The sequence below is a fragment of the Pseudarthrobacter sp. NIBRBAC000502772 genome, assembly GCF_006517235.1.
Classification (GTDB): domain Bacteria; phylum Actinomycetota; class Actinomycetes; order Actinomycetales; family Micrococcaceae; genus Arthrobacter.
Genome location: NZ_CP041188.1, coordinates 334519 through 351119, shown reverse-complemented (window position 1 = coordinate 351119; position 16601 = coordinate 334519). Strand labels below are relative to the sequence as shown.

Genomic DNA, 16601 nt, shown 5'->3' with positions numbered 1-16601 from the left:
TTGCAATGCATCCGCATGCGGCAAGCAAGGAGACGGTATGGGCGCCACACATCTGCCCTCCACCGAGTTCGATGAGACAGCGGCAGACGACCAGCTTGAGGCTGAGGCCGAGGCCCAACTGGGCAGTCCGGCCGAGCCTATGGTGCAACTGCTGGCGCCTGACGGGACCCTGGGGACGGATCCGGTCTTCTCCGCGTATGCGGATCGGCTGGACGGTGAAAAGCTGCGTGGCTTCTACGCTGACATGGCCAAGATCCGCCGGTTTGATGTTGAGGCAACCGCACTCCAGCGCCAGGGCCAGCTGGCCCTGTGGGTCCCGCTGACCGGCCAGGAGGCCGCGCAGATCGGCTCCGGGCGGGCCAGCCAGCCGCAGGACTACATCTTCCCCACCTACCGCGAGCATGGCGTGGCGCTGACCCGCAATGTGGACCTTGCTGAGCTCCTACGCCAGTTCCGCGGGGTTTCGAACGGCGGCTGGAACCCGAAGGACACCAACTTCCATCTCTACACCCTGGTCCTCGCCGCGCAGACGCCGCATGCCGTCGGCTACGCCATGGGGATCCAGCGGGACCAGAAGGCGGCCGCCGCAGTCGCCGCGGATGGGGCGCCGGACCGTCCGGCCGAGCCCAAGGCCGCGGTGATGGTCTACTTCGGTGACGGGGCCAGTTCCGAGGGCGATGTCCACGAATCCATGGTGTTCGCCGCCTCCTACAACGCGCCGGTGGTGTTCTTCTGCCAGAACAACCACTGGGCCATCTCCGTTCCCAGCTCGGTGCAGACCCGCATTCCGCTGTCCAACCGTGCCAAGGGTTACGGATTCCCGGGAATCCGGGTGGACGGCAATGATGCGATCGCCGTCCACGCCGTGACCGAGTGGGCGCTCGAACATGCCCGCGAGGGCAAGGGGCCGGTGCTGATCGAGGCGTTCACCTACCGCGTTGGTGCACACACCACGGCTGATGACCCCACGAAGTACCGGGAATCCGCCGAGGAAACCCTATGGCGGGCCAAGGATCCGCTTGACCGCCTGGAAAAGTACCTTCGGGCGCAGGGGCTGGCAGATGACGCCTTCTTTGACCAGGTCAAGGCCGACGGCGACGAACTCGCCGCCTACGTCCGCAAGACCACCTACGACCTCGAAACCCCGGACATCCGGACCGCCTTCGCCAACACCTATGTCGAGGCCCACCCCCTGGTGGCCGAGGAACTGGCCTGGTTTGAGGAATACAGCGCAGGCTTCGCCGGAACGCCGGAGCACAACAGCGCTGAGCCCGGCAGCCCCGATCCGGATGACGCAGCGACAGGAGTGGCCCGCTGATGACCACCATGACCATAGCCAAGGCCATTAACGAGGGCCTGCGCGCCACCTTGGACAACAACCCGCGGACCCTGCTCATGGGCGAGGACATCGGGGCCCTGGGCGGCGTCTACCGCGTCACCGACGGACTCCTCGCGGAGTTCGGCCCGGACCGCGTGGTGGACACACCGCTCGCCGAGTCCGGCATCATCGGCACGGCCATCGGCCTGGCCCTGCGCGGCTACCTGCCCGTCTGCGAGATCCAGTTCGACGGGTTTGTGTTCCCCGGTTTCAACCAGATCACCACCCAGCTGGCCAAGTTGCACGCCCGTAGCAACGGCAACCTCACCGTTCCCGTCGTTGTGCGGATCCCTTACGGCGGCGGTATCGGCTCCATTGAGCACCATTCGGAATCACCGGAGGCGCTGTTCGCCCACACCGCAGGCCTGCGCATCATCACACCGTCCAACGCCCACGACGCGTACTGGATGACCCGGCAGGCAGTGGAGTGCCAGGACCCCGTAATCGTCTTCGAACCGAAACGCCGCTACTGGCTCAAGGGCGAGGTCGACACGCAGAACCCCGGCGCGTCGGCCGACCCCTTCAAGGCGCACGTGCTCCGCGAGGGTACGGACGCCACAGTGGTGGCCTACGGACCGCTCGTGCCGGTGGCCCTTGCCGCTGCTGACGCCGCTGCCGAGGACGGCCACAGCATTGAGGTCATCGACCTGCGCTCCATTTCGCCGATCGACTTCGACACCGTCACGGCGTCCGCCAAGAAGACAGGCCGGCTCGTGGTGGCGCATGAGGCACCGACCTTCGGCGGCATCGGCGGCGAGATTGCTGCCCGGATCAGCGAACGTGCATTCCTCTCACTGGAGGCTCCCGTGATCCGTGTGGGCGGCTTCCACATGCCGTACCCGGTGGCCAAGGTCGAGGAAGACTACCTCCCCGACATCGACCGCATCCTCGAGGCGCTGGACCGCGCCCTGGCCTACTAGGCGCAGGCACCTTCCCGCTCACGCTTCCCGCTCACGCTTGCCGCGAAAGAGGACACCATGACTCTGAACAAGTTCAACCTGCCCGACGTGGGCGAAGGCCTCACCGAGGCGGAAATCGTCGCCTGGAAGGTCAAGCCAGGGGACACCGTGGCCATCAACGACGTCCTGTGCGAGATCGAGACCGCCAAGTCGCTCGTTGAGCTGCCGTCCCCCTTCGCCGGCACCGTCACCGAACTGCTGGTCCCCGAGGGCGTGACCATCGACGTCGGAACCGCCATCATCAGCGTCTCTGACGCCGTCGCCGGTGACCCGACGCCGGCCGATGTCCCGGCCCCTGAAACTCCCGTCCAGCCCCTGTACGGCAAGCTTCCCGCGGACGACGGCGGCACTTCAGGCAGTGCCCTGGCCGGCGGTCCGCTGGTGGGATCGGGCCCCAAGGCCGACGCCGTCAAGCGCCGTCCCCGGAAGGCGGCACCCGCCGCCCAGGCCGGGTCAGCCGCGGTCCCGGCGATTTCGACAAGCTCAATCACCGAAAACCCGGCGGTCAGGCCTGTCGAGACCCAGTCAATCACCGAAGCCGTCGATAACCGGCCCACCCTCGGCGGAACCATCACAGGCCTCGTGAACCGCGTTCTGGCCAAGCCTCCCGTCCGCAAGATCGCCCGGGATCTGGGGATCGATCTCGCCGATGTGGTGGCCACCGGCTCCCGCGGCGAAGTCACGCGCGAGGACCTGGTCAGCTACCAGTCCCAGCGCGATGCAGAGCTGGACCAGGCCGAGGGCTTCTGGGGCAAGGCTGGCAAGCCCCAGGACCAGCGGATTGAACGGATTCCGGTCAAGGGCGTCCGCAAGGCGACGGCCAAGGCGATGGTGGAGTCGGCTTTCTCCGCGCCGCACGTGAGCATCTTTGTTGATGTTGATGCCAGCCGCACCATGGAATTCGTCAAGCGGCTGAAGGCTTCACGAGACTTTGAGGGAATCAAGGTCTCCCCGCTGCTGATCCTTGCCAAGGCCGTCATCTGGGCTGCCGCCCGGAACCCCAGCGTCAACGCCACCTGGGTGGACAACGTGGACGGGACCGACGCCGCGGAGATTCAGGTCAAGCACTACATGAACCTCGGCATCGCCGCAGCCACCCCGCGCGGGCTGATGGTGCCGAACATCAAGGATGCGCAGGACCTGTCGCTCAAGGAGCTGGCGCTGGCGCTGAACAACCTGGCCACCACGGCCCGGGCGGGCAAGACCCAGCCCGCCGAAATGCAAGGCGGAACGCTCACCATCACCAACATCGGGGCGCTTGGCATTGATACCGGAACGCCGATCATCAACCCGGGTGAAGTGGCCATTGTTGCCTTCGGAACCATCAAGCAGAAGCCCTGGGTCCTGGACGGAGAGGTCATCCCGCGCTGGATCACCACCCTCGGCGGCTCCTTTGACCACCGGGTGGTGGACGGGGACCTGTCCGCCCGCTTTATGGCCGACGTCGCCGCGATCCTTGAGGAGCCAGCGCTCCTGCTGGACTAGGACGCCGGGACTACGAACATCAACACCGTGGACCAAACCGCCATTCAGTCCAGGAACCTGGCCGCCCGATGGCTGACAGAGGTGTTCCAGCCGCCGGTGGTGGTGACGCTTCAGCTCCTGGTCAGCCCTGTGGTGGAGGCCGGATTCCCAGGCACCATCGGCTATGGAGCCTTGGCCGCGCTGTTTGTGTGCGTACTGCCGCTCGTTGTGCTCCTGGGGCTCGTAAGGCTGGGCAAGGTCACGGACCACCACGTCAGCAACCGCAAACAGCGGGCACCCGTACTGCTCATGGCACTGGCGTCCGTGACCGCCGGCCTGGTGGTGCTGCAAGCCGCCGGTGCGCCGCGAAGCGTGATGGTCATGGTGCTGGCCATCGTCGGCGGCATCGTTGTGCTGGCCGCCGTGAGCCCCTTCTGGAAGATCAGCGGCCACGCGGCGGCGGTGTCGTCGGCCGCAGTTATTTCCGTCCTGATGCTCGGTCCGGCCTGGCTGCCGTTACTCCTGCTGGTTCCCGCCGTCGGCTGGTCCCGGGTGGTGCTCCGCGCGCACACCCTGGCGCAGGTGGTGGCCGGGTCGCTGTTCGGCGGCCTGGTGATAGCCGGCCTGTGGTGGCTTTTGCGCGGCTGGCTCCTTTAGCGGAAGCCTGGCGTCAGTAGCCGTAGGCGGAGTAGGCCGTCATCATCTCGACCATCTCGGGATTACCCGCCATGCCGTCAGTCAAGGCAGGCAACGTGGCGAACATCAGGCCGCCCAGAACCAGGGCAATGCCTGAGAGGGCCGCGAAGAATTTCCAGTCGCCGCGCAGCACGCTCTCCAGGGTTTCCGGCAAGAGCAGCCCCGGCGCGATGTGGTTGCCGTGGCGGGGGTGAGAACGGACACCATGCACCGCGCCCGCCGCGGGTGGTGCATGGTGTCCCGTTGTCAGCTAGTCGGCGTCGTAGGTGTTGGCGATATAGACGTCGCAGGTGGCGTTGTGGGCCACGCTGTTGGCCACGCTTCCCAGGACCCGGCCAATGCCGCGCATCCGCCGGTTGCCCACCACGATCATCTTGGCGTCCAGGCGCTCGGCTTCCTTGATGAGCGCTTCGGCAGGCTTGCCGCGGGCGGCCGAGTAGGTCACCTTGGTGGAGCCGGCCAGGGCCTCGGCCACTGTCTTGGCAACATGCTCGGCACCGTCGGCGTCGGAAACGATCCACTGGTCGCTGCCCGTGCCGAAGACCTCGGTGCGGTCGCTGTCGAAGGCTGAGACGACGTGCAGCGAGGCGCCCAGGGCGGCGGCGAGATCCCGCGCCGATTCGGCGGCCTTCTTGGCGGTGCCGCTGCCGTCAACGCCGACAACAATAATTCCGCTCATGCTTTGTACTCCTTGTTCAGTATCAATCGTGGCCACACTCAGTCCGGCCAACGTTACAGCGCTGCAAGGGCTTCGCGCAGTACCGGGGCCAAACGGCGGACGCCTTCCTTGATGGCGTTGGGCGGCACCGCGCTGAACGCCAGCCGCAGCTTATTGGACGGCGAATCGGACGGAGTGAAGGCAGCCCCGGGGATAAAGACAACACCGGCTTCGATCGCCTTCTGCAGCAGGGGATAGGTATCCACGCCTGCCGGCAGCGTGACCCAGACGAAGAAGCCGCCTTCCGGGCTTGTCCAGCTGGTGCCGGCTGGCATGTATTCGTCCAGGGCGGCCAACATCGCCGTGCATCGTTCGGCGTACAGATCCCGGTAGGTCTCGATCTGGCCCTTCCAGTCATAGTCCCTGAGGTAGGCGGACACCAGCATCTGGTTCAGCGTCGGCGGGCACAGCGTCACAGATTCGGATGCCAGGTAGTAGCGCCGCTGGAGGTGCTCCGGGACCAATGCCCAGCCGATGCGGAGACCAGGGGCGAAGATCTTGGAGAACGATCCCATGTAGATGACATCGGCGGGGTTGGCCGCGCGGAGCGGTTCCAGCGGTGTCCCGTTGTACCGGAGGAGCCCATACGGGTTGTCTTCCAGCACGAGAATATTCGCGTTCCGGCATATATCAACAACCCGCTGGCGGCGTTCCCCGGCCAGGGTGATTCCTGAGGGGTTGTTGAAGTTGGGGATGGTGTAGAGGAACTTAATGTTCTTCCCGGCTGTCTGGAGGGCGGCGATCCGGGCCTCCAGCAGCTCAGGCACCAGGCCGTCGTCGTCCATTTCCACGGTGGCCACCTCCACCTGGTATGCCTCAAACGTATTGAGGGCACCCACGTAGGTGGGGTTCTCGACCAGCACCACGTCGCCCGGGTTGCAGAAGACCTTGGTGGCCACATCCTGGGCCGACTGGGAGCCTGCGGTGATCACCACATTCTCCGGGACCGCGTCCAGGATTCCTTCTGCCGCCATCACCTCGCAGATCTGGGTGCGCAGTTCTTCCGTGCCCTGCCCGCCGCCGTACTGCAGGGCCGTGAGCCCTTCGTTGGCGATGATGCTTGCCGCCGTGGCGGCCAGCCGCTCAAGCGGAAGGGATTGCAGGTACGGACTGCCCCCGGCAAGGGACACCAGTCCGGGGCGCATCGAAATGTCGAAAACGTCCCGCACCGCTGACTGCTTAATGTTGGCTGCGCGCTCCGAAAACAGCGCCTCGTGGGGATGGGCGGCGCGGTGGGCGGACGTGGCCGCGCGCTCGATGGCATCAATGGCTTCGGCCGGTAGCTGCACTGCGCCGGCATCAAGTGTTTCGTGGCTCACACCTTCAGGATACAGCCGGCAGTTGCCGATAAGGCAACATCTGTTGATCAGTTGCGCTACTGGAGGCGTAGTGCCTCGGCGAGCCTCACGCCGTTGACGTAGACCTCGGCGCGGATGGCGCCCACCGACGCGACGGCAGTCTGCGTGAGTTGGGCCTCGATGCGCGGGACGTCGCACACCCCCGCCGGGCGGATCGAGCCGGACAGGTAGACTGTCACGGCCGTGCCGTCGAAGGTGCCGGACAGGAACGTGAGGGTTGAGCCGGACAGGGAGTTGTACAGGCCAGGGGCCGGTTCTGTGGCGTTGTCGAGCAGGGCGCGCATGGCGTTGGCCAACGGTTCCGTGGAGCCCGCCATGGTGCGGCGGACGCCGGCCAGGCTGTCGTTGCAGCCAAAGCGCACACCTCCCGCCCCGCCGTCGTCGAGCAGCACGTAGTAGGCGGTCACCGTCTGGGATCCGCCGGACTGGCCAGGGGCCGGCTGGACCGGGGGCGGGGCCGAGGACTCGGGGGCCGGCGAGGGGCTCGCTCCCAAGGCAGTAGTTGTACCGGGTGCCGCGGCGGCTCCCGGCGCGGCAGTTCCGGGCGAAGCCGTTCCGGACGAGGGAGTGGTGCCGGAGCCCTGCCCGGGTGTTCCGGGCGTCCCGCCGGAGGCGTGGCCCGAGGGCTCGGGGGACGAAGCGGCGGACGGGCCGGTGGTTTCGGCGGGCACAGCGGTGACCGGCGGGGGTGCCTGCGGCTGGGGAACTGGAACCAACGGCGGCTGGACGCGGTCCGAGTGTTCAATGGTGGTTGCGCCGGGTGCGACGCTGCTCCCGGCAGACGGGTTGGAGGTGGGGGCGCAGCATCCCAGCCACAGCGGAAGCGTAAGTGCTGCCGCCGTCGCCATCAGCTTTCCGGCGCTCCGCCTGCCTGCCATGTCCGCACCGCGTTCCATCCCCGAATGCTCTCCGTGCATTAAACGTTACGGCGGTCCCTCAGCCCTGAAAATGCCCGCGAGGTACCGGTTGGAACAAGACTTGGTCACACGTACGGGCGTCAGCGCCGGTCCGCTCACGGTGCGATAACAAATGCCCCGGCCACCTTGCGGTGCCCGGGGCATTTGGTTGCTTGGCGCTGCTGCGTGCGGCTGCCTTACGCTGCCGGCTTTGCGGCGGCGAGTGCGTCGAAGACGCCCTTGATCTGCTCCACTACCTCGGCATCGTCCTTCGGGTGCAGCTCGGCAAAGCGGACCATGGAGCCCGGGACGGCCAGCTTGACGTCCTCGAGCACCTGGGCGCCGGCAATGCCCACTGCCTTGCGGGCCTCGTCCTGTGCCCACACGCCACCGAACTGGCCAAATGCGGTACCGACGACGGCGGTGGGCTTGCCGGAGAGGGCGCCGGCACCGAAGGGGCGGGACAGCCAGTCGATGGCGTTCTTCAGCGATGCGGGCACGGTGCCGTTGTGCTCCGGGGTCACCAGGAGAATGGTGTCGGCATCGTTGGCGGCTGCGCGGAGGGCGGCGGCCGCGGCGGGAACCTGGCCCTCGACGTCGATGTCCTCGTTATAGAACGGGATGTTGCCCAGGCTTTCGTGGATGACCACGTCAACCTGCTCGGGAGCGTTCAGCTGGATAGCTTCGGCGAGCTTCTGGTTGGTGGATTCGGCGCGGAGGCTGCCAACAAGGGTAAGGACGGTGCTCTTCGACATAACGGACTCCTTTAGTGGGCCGCGGTGGGACCGCTGGCCGATGGAAGGGTGGAGGCTTGGTGCCTTCATGGACTAAACGGACCGTAGTCCGATTATTATTCCCGGGTCTAGGATATGGACTGTGAGCTTTATCCCGCTGCTGCCCGGTTCGCTCTCCGGCCCGCCCGCTGAGCGCAGTGATGCTGCCCGGAATCGTGAGCGGCTGTTGGGCGCGGCGCGGGAGCTGATTGCCGAGTGTGGCCCGGACGCCCTGACCATGGACCGGCTGGCCGAGCGCGCCGGCGTGGGCAAGGGCACCGTCTTCCGCCGGTTCGGCAGCCGCGCCGGGCTGATGATGACGCTGCTGAGCGATTCCGAGGCCGCCTTCCAGGCCCGCTTTATGTTCGGCCCGCCGCCCTTGGGGCCGGGCGCCCCGGGCCTGGAGCGGCTGATCGCCTTCGGTGCGGAGCGGATCGCCTATGTGATGGAGCACGGGGACCTGGCGAGGGCGGCCGAGGCTTCGGCCCACAGCCGCTATGAGGTCCCGGCAGTCAAGCTGTGGCAGCGCCACATCGAGCTCCTCCTCCGGGAGGAGGGCATGGACGCGGACCCGCTGCTGATGGCCATGTCCCTGACCGCAACACTGGATCCGGACCGGCTCCTGCACGCCGTCCGCGTCCACGGCCTGGCGCCCGAGCGGCTGACGGACTCCTGGCGGGAACTTGTCACGCGGGTGGTCCGCGGGCGGTAGACTACGCCTGAATCCAGCGGCTCGTCCAGTCATATCAATTCCACTGAATTATTCATAACAATCTGATACGGAGCGCGCGGATTCCGCTCAGGTGCCCGCATTTCGGACGCTACTCTGTGGTAGTTTCCTCTGGAATGTGACCCGCAACATAGTCCACCCGGACTTGCTCTGCGCTGGTCGCGGGAGGCCGGCTACACGCTGGTGGGGACCCGGTGGCGGCGAGACCCGTTGCTGGCCGGGAAATCGGAAGGATCTGGAACGTGGATGTAGTGAAGGCAGGAACTCCGATGCCGGCCCAAGGGCATCCCTTGGAGTGTTCGTCCAGAATCCCGGCGGCAACGAACCCGAAGTAGCTGCCACATGATCAGGTACCTCGCCAAGCGCGGCATCACCTACGTCTTCATGATTTTCCTGACCACGTCAGCCGGCTATTTCCTGGCCGTCAGCTCCCTCAAGCCAGCCCTCCTCGAACAGGAGCGGATTCCCCGCCCCACCCCCGAGCAGGTCGCCAATTCCATGCGCCTGAAAGGCCTGGATCCGGACCTCAGCCCATGGGAGCGCTACGTTGAGTGGCTCACCGGGATCGTGACCCGCTGGGACTGGGGACGCAGCCCCAACGGCGCCTTCATCAACGCTGAATTCGGGGACCGCGTCTGGATCTCCACCCGGCTCTTCCTCGCATCCATCGTCCTGACCCTCGTCATCGGCGTCGCCCTCGGGGTCTACTCGGCGGCCCGGCAGTACAAGTTCCAGGACCGGGTGATCACGTCCTACAGCTACCTCGCGTACATCGTGCCCGCCCCCATTGCCTACTTCCTGGTGCAGCTCGGTGCCATCAACATCAACGAAACCGTCGGAAAGCGCATCTTCTTCGTGACAGGCATCTCCACGCCGGGCATGCAACCCGGGTGGGCGCAGTTTGTGGACATGGTGGCCCACTATGCGGTTCCGACGATCGCCATCACGCTCGTCGGCTGGGGTTCGTACCAGATCGCGCAGCGCCAGTACCTGCTGGACAACGTCAATGCGGACTTCGTCCGGACGGCACGGGCCAAGGGGCTCACCCGGAACCAGGCCATCACCAGGCACGCCCTCCGGGTTTCCTTCATCCCGGTCGCCCAAAGCATCGCCTTCACCATCCCGGCCATCTTCGCCGGCGGTTTCTTCGCCGAGAAGATCTTCGCCTGGCCAGGAGTGGGGTCCTGGAGCATTGACGCCATCTCGCTGCAGGATGTGAATGCGGCCACGGCCACCCTCGCCTACGGCTCGGTCATCTTCGCCCTGGGCGCCATCCTCGCCGACTTCGCCACCACGCTTGTTGACCCGAGAGTGAGGGTGCAGTAGCCATGACCAACCTCAATGCCGTGGATCCGGCAGCAGTGGCGCAGGACGCGCACCTCGAAAATGCCGATGTGGTGATCGCCAAATCCACCATCATTTTCCGCCGCTTTATGCGGAACAAAACTGCCGTCGCCGGGCTGGCGGTTTTCCTGGGCCTGACCATCTTCTCCTTTGTCGGCGGGTTCTTCAGTCCTTGGGACAAGGAGACCATAGACCCCTTCAATATCGGCATGCCGCCTTCCGGCGACCACTTCCTCGGCACCTCGCAGGCCGGCATCGATCTCTACGCCATGACTGTTGAGGGCACCAGGATCTCCATCATGATCGGCCTGATTGTGGGCCTCGTATCCGTCCTGGTTGCCGCGGTCTATGGCTGCACCATGGCCTATTTCGGCGGCAAAGTGGACAAGGTGATGCTCTTCGTCCTGGAGGCCCTCATTATGATGCCCGCCCTGCTGGTGGTGGCAGTGGCCACCAGCGGCGGAGGGGACGGCCTGAAGAAGAACCTCCCCAGCTGGCTCCTGCTGATCATCGTGCTCCTCGTGTTCAGCTGGATGGGGACCGCGCGGCTTATCCGCTCGATGTCCATGTCGCTGATGCAGCGGGACTTCGTCAAAGCGGCCCAGTACATGGGCGTCCCGCCGCGGCGCATCGTGTGGCGGCACCTGGTCCCCAACATTGGGTCGCTGCTGGTCCTGGACATCACCCGCGGCGTCACCGGGGCCATCCTGGCCGAAGTGGCGTTCTCCTTCATCGGCATCGGCATCAAGGTGCCGGATGTGAGCCTCGGCGTGCTGATTGGCGGCGCCACGTCCCAGGTCCAGACCTTCCCCTGGATGTTCTGGGTCCCGCTCACCGTGATGTTCCTGCTTACGGGGTCCCTGGCCATGATGAACGATGGCCTGCGCGACGCCTTCGACCCGAGCTCCAGTTCGGTTGGCCGGGCCAAAAAGAACAGCGCAGAGAAGATGAGCAAATGAGCACCTTCCTTGAGCCGGCTGACCCGGCCCCCACAGCGGCCGAGCGGCTCCACATCGCCGGTCTCCACTCGCCGTCGGACGCTGTCCTGTCCGTCCGGGACCTGAACATCAGCTTCAACTCCGAAAACGGAGCTGTGCATGCCGTCCGGGGCGTCAACTTCGACCTCATGCCCGGCAAAACGCTGGGAATCGTGGGGGAGTCCGGGTCCGGCAAGTCGGTGACATCGCTGGCCATCATGGGCCTGCTGCCCGCCACTGCCGAGATCTCCGGCTCGGTCAGGCTCAAGGGCAAGGAACTGCTGGGCCTCAGCGACAAGGCCATGTGTGCGTACCGCGGCAACGACATCGCCATGGTGTTCCAGGACCCGCTGTCCTCCCTCACGCCGGTGTACACGGTCGGAACCCAGATCACCGAGGCCCTCACCATCCACAACCCGGGCATGAGCAAGGCGGCGAAGGAAACCCGCGCCGTCGAACTCCTGGCAATGGTGGGCATTCCCAGCCCCCGGAACAGGCTTAGGGCTTTTCCGCACGAGTTCTCCGGCGGCATGCGCCAGCGCGTGATGATCGCCATCGCCATCGCCAACAACCCGCGCGTGCTGATCGCGGATGAGCCGACGACGGCACTGGACGTCACCATCCAGGCCCAGGTGCTGGAGGTGCTGCATACGGCGCAGGAGGAAACGGGCGCCGCCGTCGTGATGATCACGCACGATCTGGGCGTGGTGGCGGGCATCGCCGACGACATCATGGTGATGTACGCCGGCAAGCCGGTGGAAACCGGCAGCGTGGATGACATCTATTACGATCCCCGGATGCCCTACACGATGGGCCTGCTCGGGGCGGTGCCACGCGTGGACGTCGCGGAGAAATCCTCGCTGGTCCCCATCGACGGCATCCCGCCGAACCTCCTGCACACCCCCACCGGCTGCTCCTTCGCGCCGCGGTGCCCGCTGGTGACCGATGCCTGCCTGGACGGCGAGCCCGCTTTGAGTCCGGTTCCGGGGACTGGCTACCACCAGGCGGCCTGCATCAAGTCCGGTTCCCTCGGCGGGGACGTGGATGTCCACGAGATCTTTTCCGCCCCGCCGGTCCCGGTCTCGCGCTTTGACCTCATCCCCCGCGGGGACCGCTCAACCGTGCTGGAACTCAAGGATGTCCGCAAACACTTTCCGCTGACCAAGGGTGCCCTGCTCAAGCGGCGCATCGGCACCGTGAAGGCCGTGGACGGCCTGAGCTTCGACATCCGCGAAGGCGAGTGCTTCTCCATTGTGGGCGAGTCCGGTTCGGGCAAAACCACCACCCTGCTGGAAATCATGGAGTTCCATAAAGACCAGGACGGCGAGGTGATCATCGGCGGCATCAGCAACAAGCAGGCCGCCGACGCCAAGACCAAAAGCGCCATGCGCAAGGAAATGCAGATGGTTTTCCAGGATCCCACCGGCGCCCTGGACCCCCGCTTCACCGTCTACGAGGTCCTGGCCGAACCGCTCCAGAACGCCGGCCTGGATAAGAGGGCCATCAAGAAACGCATCATGGAACTGATGAATCTGGTGGGCCTGCAGCCGGACCATGTCAACCGGTTCCCCAACCAGTTCTCCGGCGGCCAGCGGCAGCGCGTGGGCATCGCCCGGGCACTGGCCGTGAACCCCAAATTGGTGGTCTTGGACGAGCCCGTGTCCGCACTGGATGTCTCGGTCCAGGCCGGCGTCATCAACCTCCTGGACAAGCTCCGCGCCGAGCTGGGCCTGAGCTACCTGATGGTGGCCCACGATCTGTCCGTGGTCCGCCACATCTCCAACCGGGTGGCGGTGATGTACCTGGGGAAGATCGTGGAGATCGGGGAGGTGGACCGGGTTTTCGACAACCCCCGCCACCCGTATACCCGCGCGCTGCTGTCCGCGATCCCTGTCCCAGACCCGCAGTTCGAGCGCACTCGGGAGCGGATCATCCTGCAAGGGGACCTGCCGTCTCCGCTGGATGCCCCGAAGGGCTGCAACTTCGCCACCCGCTGCCCCGTCTTCGCGGCGCTTCCCGCTGCGAAACAGGAGCATTGCCTGACCCTGGAGCCTCCGCTCGTGGCCGTGCAGCCTTCCGCTGCCGTGGAGATTTTGGAGGCCGGCCCGGCGCCTACACCGGATCAGCAGTTCGCCTGCTTCTTCCCGGATGGTGAACTGGACGAGCACATGCTGGTGGTCCACGAAACGGCGGAACCCCATGCACCCTAGATTTTTTCGACCCATCACAAGCACCACCCGCACCTATGAAGGGAAAACCATGAGGAATCTGACCAAGATCGGCGGCGCAGCGGCCATTGCCGCAGCCCTGGCGCTGACGGCCTGCGGCGGTGGCGGAACACCCACCGGACCGGAAACCGCCAAGGGGCAGGGAACGGGCAGTGACCTGGCCAAGCTCATCAGCATCAACGAGAAGCCGGCCGCTGATCTTGAGCCTGGTGGCAAGGTCACCCTGCCGCTGGGCAGCATCGGGCCGGATTTCAACGGGTTCTCCAACAACGGCAACAGCTCGGACAACTCCGCGATGATGGCCCCGATCAACCCGGTGGCCGTGAACAGTGGCGGCATCGGCGGTTGCTGGAAGGTCGACTTCGTCGGCAAGGCAACGCCTAACAAGGACTTCTGCGAGTCGGTGGAGAGCAAGGTTGTGGACGGCAAGCAGACCGTCACCATCAAGGTCAATGACAAGGCCACGTACAACGACGGCACCCCGATCGACATCAAGGCCTTCCAGAACACCTGGAACATCCTGAAGAGCCCGGATGCCGGCTACGACATTGTGAGCTCGGGGGCCTATGAATTCGTTGAGTCCGTCGAGGCTGGCAGCAGCGACAAAGAAATCATCGTCAAGACCACCCAGCCGGTTTACCCCGTGGATTCGCTCTTCTTCGGCCTGATCCACCCGGCCGTGAACACGCCTGCGATCTTCAACGAAGGCTTCGTGGGCGAAATGCATCCGGAATGGATGGCCGGCCCCTTCAAGGTGGACCAGTACGACGCCGCAGCCAAAACCGTCACCATGGTCCCCAACGACAACTGGTGGGGCACCAAGCCGGTCCTGGAAAGCGTCGTCTTCCGCCAGCTGGAAACCAGCGCACAGATCGCTGCTTTCAAGAATGGCGAGATCGATGCCATGTCCGCCAACACCATCGCCCTGTACAAGCAGCTTGAGGGCACCAAGGACTCCGAGGTCCGCCGTGGCCAGCGCCTCTTCGCCGGTGGCATGAACATCAACGCCCAGAAGATCACCGACGTCGCCGTCCGCGAGGCCATCTTCGCCGCTGTTGACCGCGAAGCCCTCCGCAAGGTCCGCTTCAATGGCCTGAACTGGGAAGAGCCCAGCTCCGGTTCCATGATGGTCCTGCCGTTCTCGGACTACTACCAGGACAACTACCCGGTGAAGGAAACCGGCGCGGACGTTGCCAAGAAGGTCCTGACCGACGCCGGCTACGCGCCCAACGCCGCCGGAATCATGGAGAAGGACGGCAAGCCCGCCGCCTTCAAGATCAGCAACTTTGGTGACGACCCCACCACCCTCGCCTTCACCCAGACCCTGCAGAAGCAGCTCCAGGCCGGCGGCATGGATGTTGGTATTGACCAGCGTGCCTCCGCCGACTTCGGCAAGGTCATCGGCGGCCGCGACTTCGACATGAGCGTCTCCGGCTACACCGTTGGCCCGGATGCCACCGATGCCGTCAAGCAGTACTACGACTCCACGGTCAACGAAAACGGTCTTGGCGATGCCGAGCTGGACAAGAAGATCGCCGATCTCGCCTCCATCGAGGACAACGCCGAGCGCAACAAGGCAGCCATGGAGGTTGAAAAGGAGCACATGGCCAAGTACTTCTCCATGGGTGTTGTGATGAACGGCCCGCAGATCTCCTTCGTCCGCACCGGCCTGGCCAACTACGGCCCGTCCCTGTTCCAGAGCCTCTCGCAGGTTCCGGACTGGTCCACCCTGGGCTGGATCAAGAAGTAACATTTCCTGACTGAATCAGCGCTATGCGGCGAAGGCCGGCACAACCCGCAAACCGGGAAGTGCCGGCCTTCGTCGTTCCCGCCCCCGGACGCGCTCTCACCTTTCGCAGGTTTTTCCGGATCGCTCTCTCACAAGTGCCGGCGCGGTAGCCTAGCCCTTATGACCGGGACTGAAGCTGAACGCACTATCCGCACCGCCGTCGTCGGCTATGGACTCTCAGGGAGCGTTTTCCACGCGCCGCTCATCGCGGCGGATCCCCGCTACTCGCTGGACGTTATCGCCACGTCCGACGCCGGCCGGCAGGCTGCCGCGACACAGCGGTACCCCGGCGCCAAGACAGTGCCCGACGGCGTTGCTGTCCTTGCGCTCGCCGGTGACCTTGATCTTGTGGTGCTGGGGACCCCACCGGCCACTCACTTTCCGCTGGCGAAGGCCGCCCTGGAGGCCGGGGTCGACGTCGTCGTCGACAAGCCGTTCGCCGTCAGCAGCGCCGAGGGGCAGGAGCTGATCGCCCTCGCGGAGCGGCTGGGCCGCGTGCTGTCGGTTTTCCAGAACCGGCGCTGGGACGGCGATTTCCTGACCGTGCAGAAGTTGCTGGCCGGCGAAGCGCTGGGCAGCGTGACCCGCTTTGAGTCCAGCTTCGAGCGCTGGTCCCCGGACATCTCGAAGGCGTGGAAAGCCAGCGCCACGGCGGCGGACGGCGGCGGCGTGCTGTTCGACCTGGGCACCCACCTTATCGACCAGACGCTTTTGCTTTTCGGTCCAGCCGCCGTGGCCCACGCGGAACTGCAGGCGCGGCGTCCGCACGAGAAGGTGGACGATGACGTTTTCCTGGTGCTCAACCACGAGTCCGGGGTGACCAGCCACCTGAGCATGAACATGCTTTGCGCCCAGCAGGGCCCGCGCTTCCGCATTCTCGGATCCACTGGCGCGTTCACCAAGCACGGGATCGACCCGCAGGAACCGTACATCGTTGCCGGCGGCAGCCCGCTGGACACTGAATACGGCGTTGAGGAGCCGGAATGGGCAGGAGCCCTGGGCCGCGACGGCCACCTCGATCCTCTGCCCACGGAACGAGGTGCCTACCCCGAGTTCTACCGGCTCCTGGCAGCCAAGATCGACGACGGCGGCGCCTCCTCCAACCTGCCCCTCCCGGTAGACCCGGCAGACGCCGTCGAGGTGCTGAAGATTATCGAATCAGCCCGGGCTTACGGAACCGCCGCCTATTGAAATTGCGTGATGTGAGTCACTAAGGTCTCTGTTGCGGGTGATACCGAATTGTTGGGCAGGTGTAGCCCGGAAGGATCCGAGGCAAACAGCCGTCAGGGTC

At 65.4% G+C, this 16601-nt stretch carries 15 protein-coding genes; 10 read left to right on the top strand and 5 right to left on the bottom strand.

The genetic code is table 11. The annotated features are described in order from the left end of the window. Nucleotides 1–37 precede the first annotated feature (37 nt). From NIBR502772_RS01645 to NIBR502772_RS01630, 4 genes are read left to right on the top strand one after another with little or no spacing between them, the layout of a single operon-like run. The gene (locus NIBR502772_RS01645; protein ID WP_246848659.1) at nt 38–1318 is read left to right on the top strand and encodes a thiamine pyrophosphate-dependent dehydrogenase E1 component subunit alpha; all 1281 of its coding nucleotides are present in this window, start codon (nt 38–40) and stop codon (nt 1316–1318) included. Next, nucleotides 1318–2298, top strand: coding sequence for an alpha-ketoacid dehydrogenase subunit beta (locus tag NIBR502772_RS01640; RefSeq protein WP_141138799.1), 981 nt, complete (start codon nt 1318–1320; stop codon nt 2296–2298). The genes NIBR502772_RS01645 and NIBR502772_RS01640 overlap by 1 nt, the downstream gene beginning before the upstream one ends. 57 nt (nt 2299–2355) lie before the next feature. After that, nucleotides 2356–3822: a dihydrolipoamide acetyltransferase family protein gene (locus NIBR502772_RS01635; RefSeq protein ID WP_141138798.1), complete on the top strand. Its 1467-nt coding sequence runs from the start codon at nt 2356–2358 to the stop codon at nt 3820–3822. Nucleotides 3823–3849: 27 nt separating this feature from the next. Then, nucleotides 3850–4458 carry a phosphatase PAP2 family protein gene (locus NIBR502772_RS01630; protein ID WP_246848658.1) on the top strand — a complete coding sequence of 203 codons (609 nt, stop codon included), beginning with the start codon at nt 3850–3852 and terminating at the stop codon, nt 4456–4458. Between the two features lie 13 nt (nt 4459–4471). On the opposite strand, the gene NIBR502772_RS01625 is transcribed toward NIBR502772_RS01630, so the two are convergent. The 5 genes from NIBR502772_RS01625 to NIBR502772_RS01605 all read right to left on the bottom strand — a co-directional run bounded on the left by NIBR502772_RS01625 (nt 4472) and on the right by NIBR502772_RS01605 (nt 8224). Continuing rightward, on the bottom strand, nt 4472–4651 hold the full coding sequence (locus tag NIBR502772_RS01625) for a hypothetical protein (RefSeq protein ID WP_141138797.1): 180 nt from the start codon (nt 4649–4651) through the stop codon (nt 4472–4474). A 96-nt stretch (nt 4652–4747) separates the two neighbouring features. Continuing rightward, a complete protein-coding gene (locus NIBR502772_RS01620) occupies nt 4748–5176 on the bottom strand; it encodes a universal stress protein (protein ID WP_141138796.1) in 429 nt (142 codons plus the stop codon). Between the two features lie 53 nt (nt 5177–5229). Next, a complete protein-coding gene (locus NIBR502772_RS01615; RefSeq protein ID WP_141138795.1) occupies nt 5230–6534 on the bottom strand; it encodes a PLP-dependent aminotransferase family protein in 1305 nt (434 codons plus the stop codon). A gap of 56 nt (nt 6535–6590) precedes the next feature. Further along, the gene (locus NIBR502772_RS22670; protein ID WP_246848657.1) at nt 6591–7469 is read right to left on the bottom strand and encodes a GerMN domain-containing protein; all 879 of its coding nucleotides are present in this window, start codon (nt 7467–7469) and stop codon (nt 6591–6593) included. 197 nt (nt 7470–7666) lie between these two features. Beyond that, a complete protein-coding gene (locus tag NIBR502772_RS01605) occupies nt 7667–8224 on the bottom strand; it encodes an NAD(P)H-dependent oxidoreductase (protein WP_104062881.1) in 558 nt (185 codons plus the stop codon). 121 nt (nt 8225–8345) lie between these two features. Here NIBR502772_RS01605 and NIBR502772_RS01600 point away from each other — a divergent pair, with 121 nt between their 5' ends. From NIBR502772_RS01600 to NIBR502772_RS01575, 6 genes are all read left to right on the top strand, one after another. Continuing rightward, entirely contained in the window at nt 8346–8954 is a 609-nt protein-coding gene (locus NIBR502772_RS01600; RefSeq protein WP_141138794.1) for a TetR/AcrR family transcriptional regulator, read from the top strand. Nucleotides 8955–9314: 360 nt separating this feature from the next. Further along, complete coding sequence (locus tag NIBR502772_RS01595) at nt 9315–10298, top strand: ABC transporter permease (protein ID WP_141138793.1); 984 nt, start codon at nt 9315–9317, stop codon at nt 10296–10298. A 2-nt stretch (nt 10299–10300) separates the two neighbouring features. Then, nucleotides 10301–11275: an ABC transporter permease gene (locus NIBR502772_RS01590; protein ID WP_141138792.1), complete on the top strand. Its 975-nt coding sequence runs from the start codon at nt 10301–10303 to the stop codon at nt 11273–11275. Then, on the top strand, nt 11272–13503 hold the full coding sequence (locus NIBR502772_RS01585; RefSeq protein WP_141138791.1) for an ABC transporter ATP-binding protein: 2232 nt from the start codon (nt 11272–11274) through the stop codon (nt 13501–13503). The genes NIBR502772_RS01590 and NIBR502772_RS01585 overlap by 4 nt, the downstream gene beginning before the upstream one ends. Before the next feature lie 49 nt (nt 13504–13552). Then, a complete protein-coding gene (locus tag NIBR502772_RS01580; protein WP_141138790.1) occupies nt 13553–15271 on the top strand; it encodes an ABC transporter family substrate-binding protein in 1719 nt (572 codons plus the stop codon). Nucleotides 15272–15430: 159 nt separating this feature from the next. Continuing rightward, a complete protein-coding gene (locus NIBR502772_RS01575; RefSeq protein ID WP_141138789.1) occupies nt 15431–16501 on the top strand; it encodes a Gfo/Idh/MocA family oxidoreductase in 1071 nt (356 codons plus the stop codon). Nucleotides 16502–16601 lie beyond the last annotated feature (100 nt).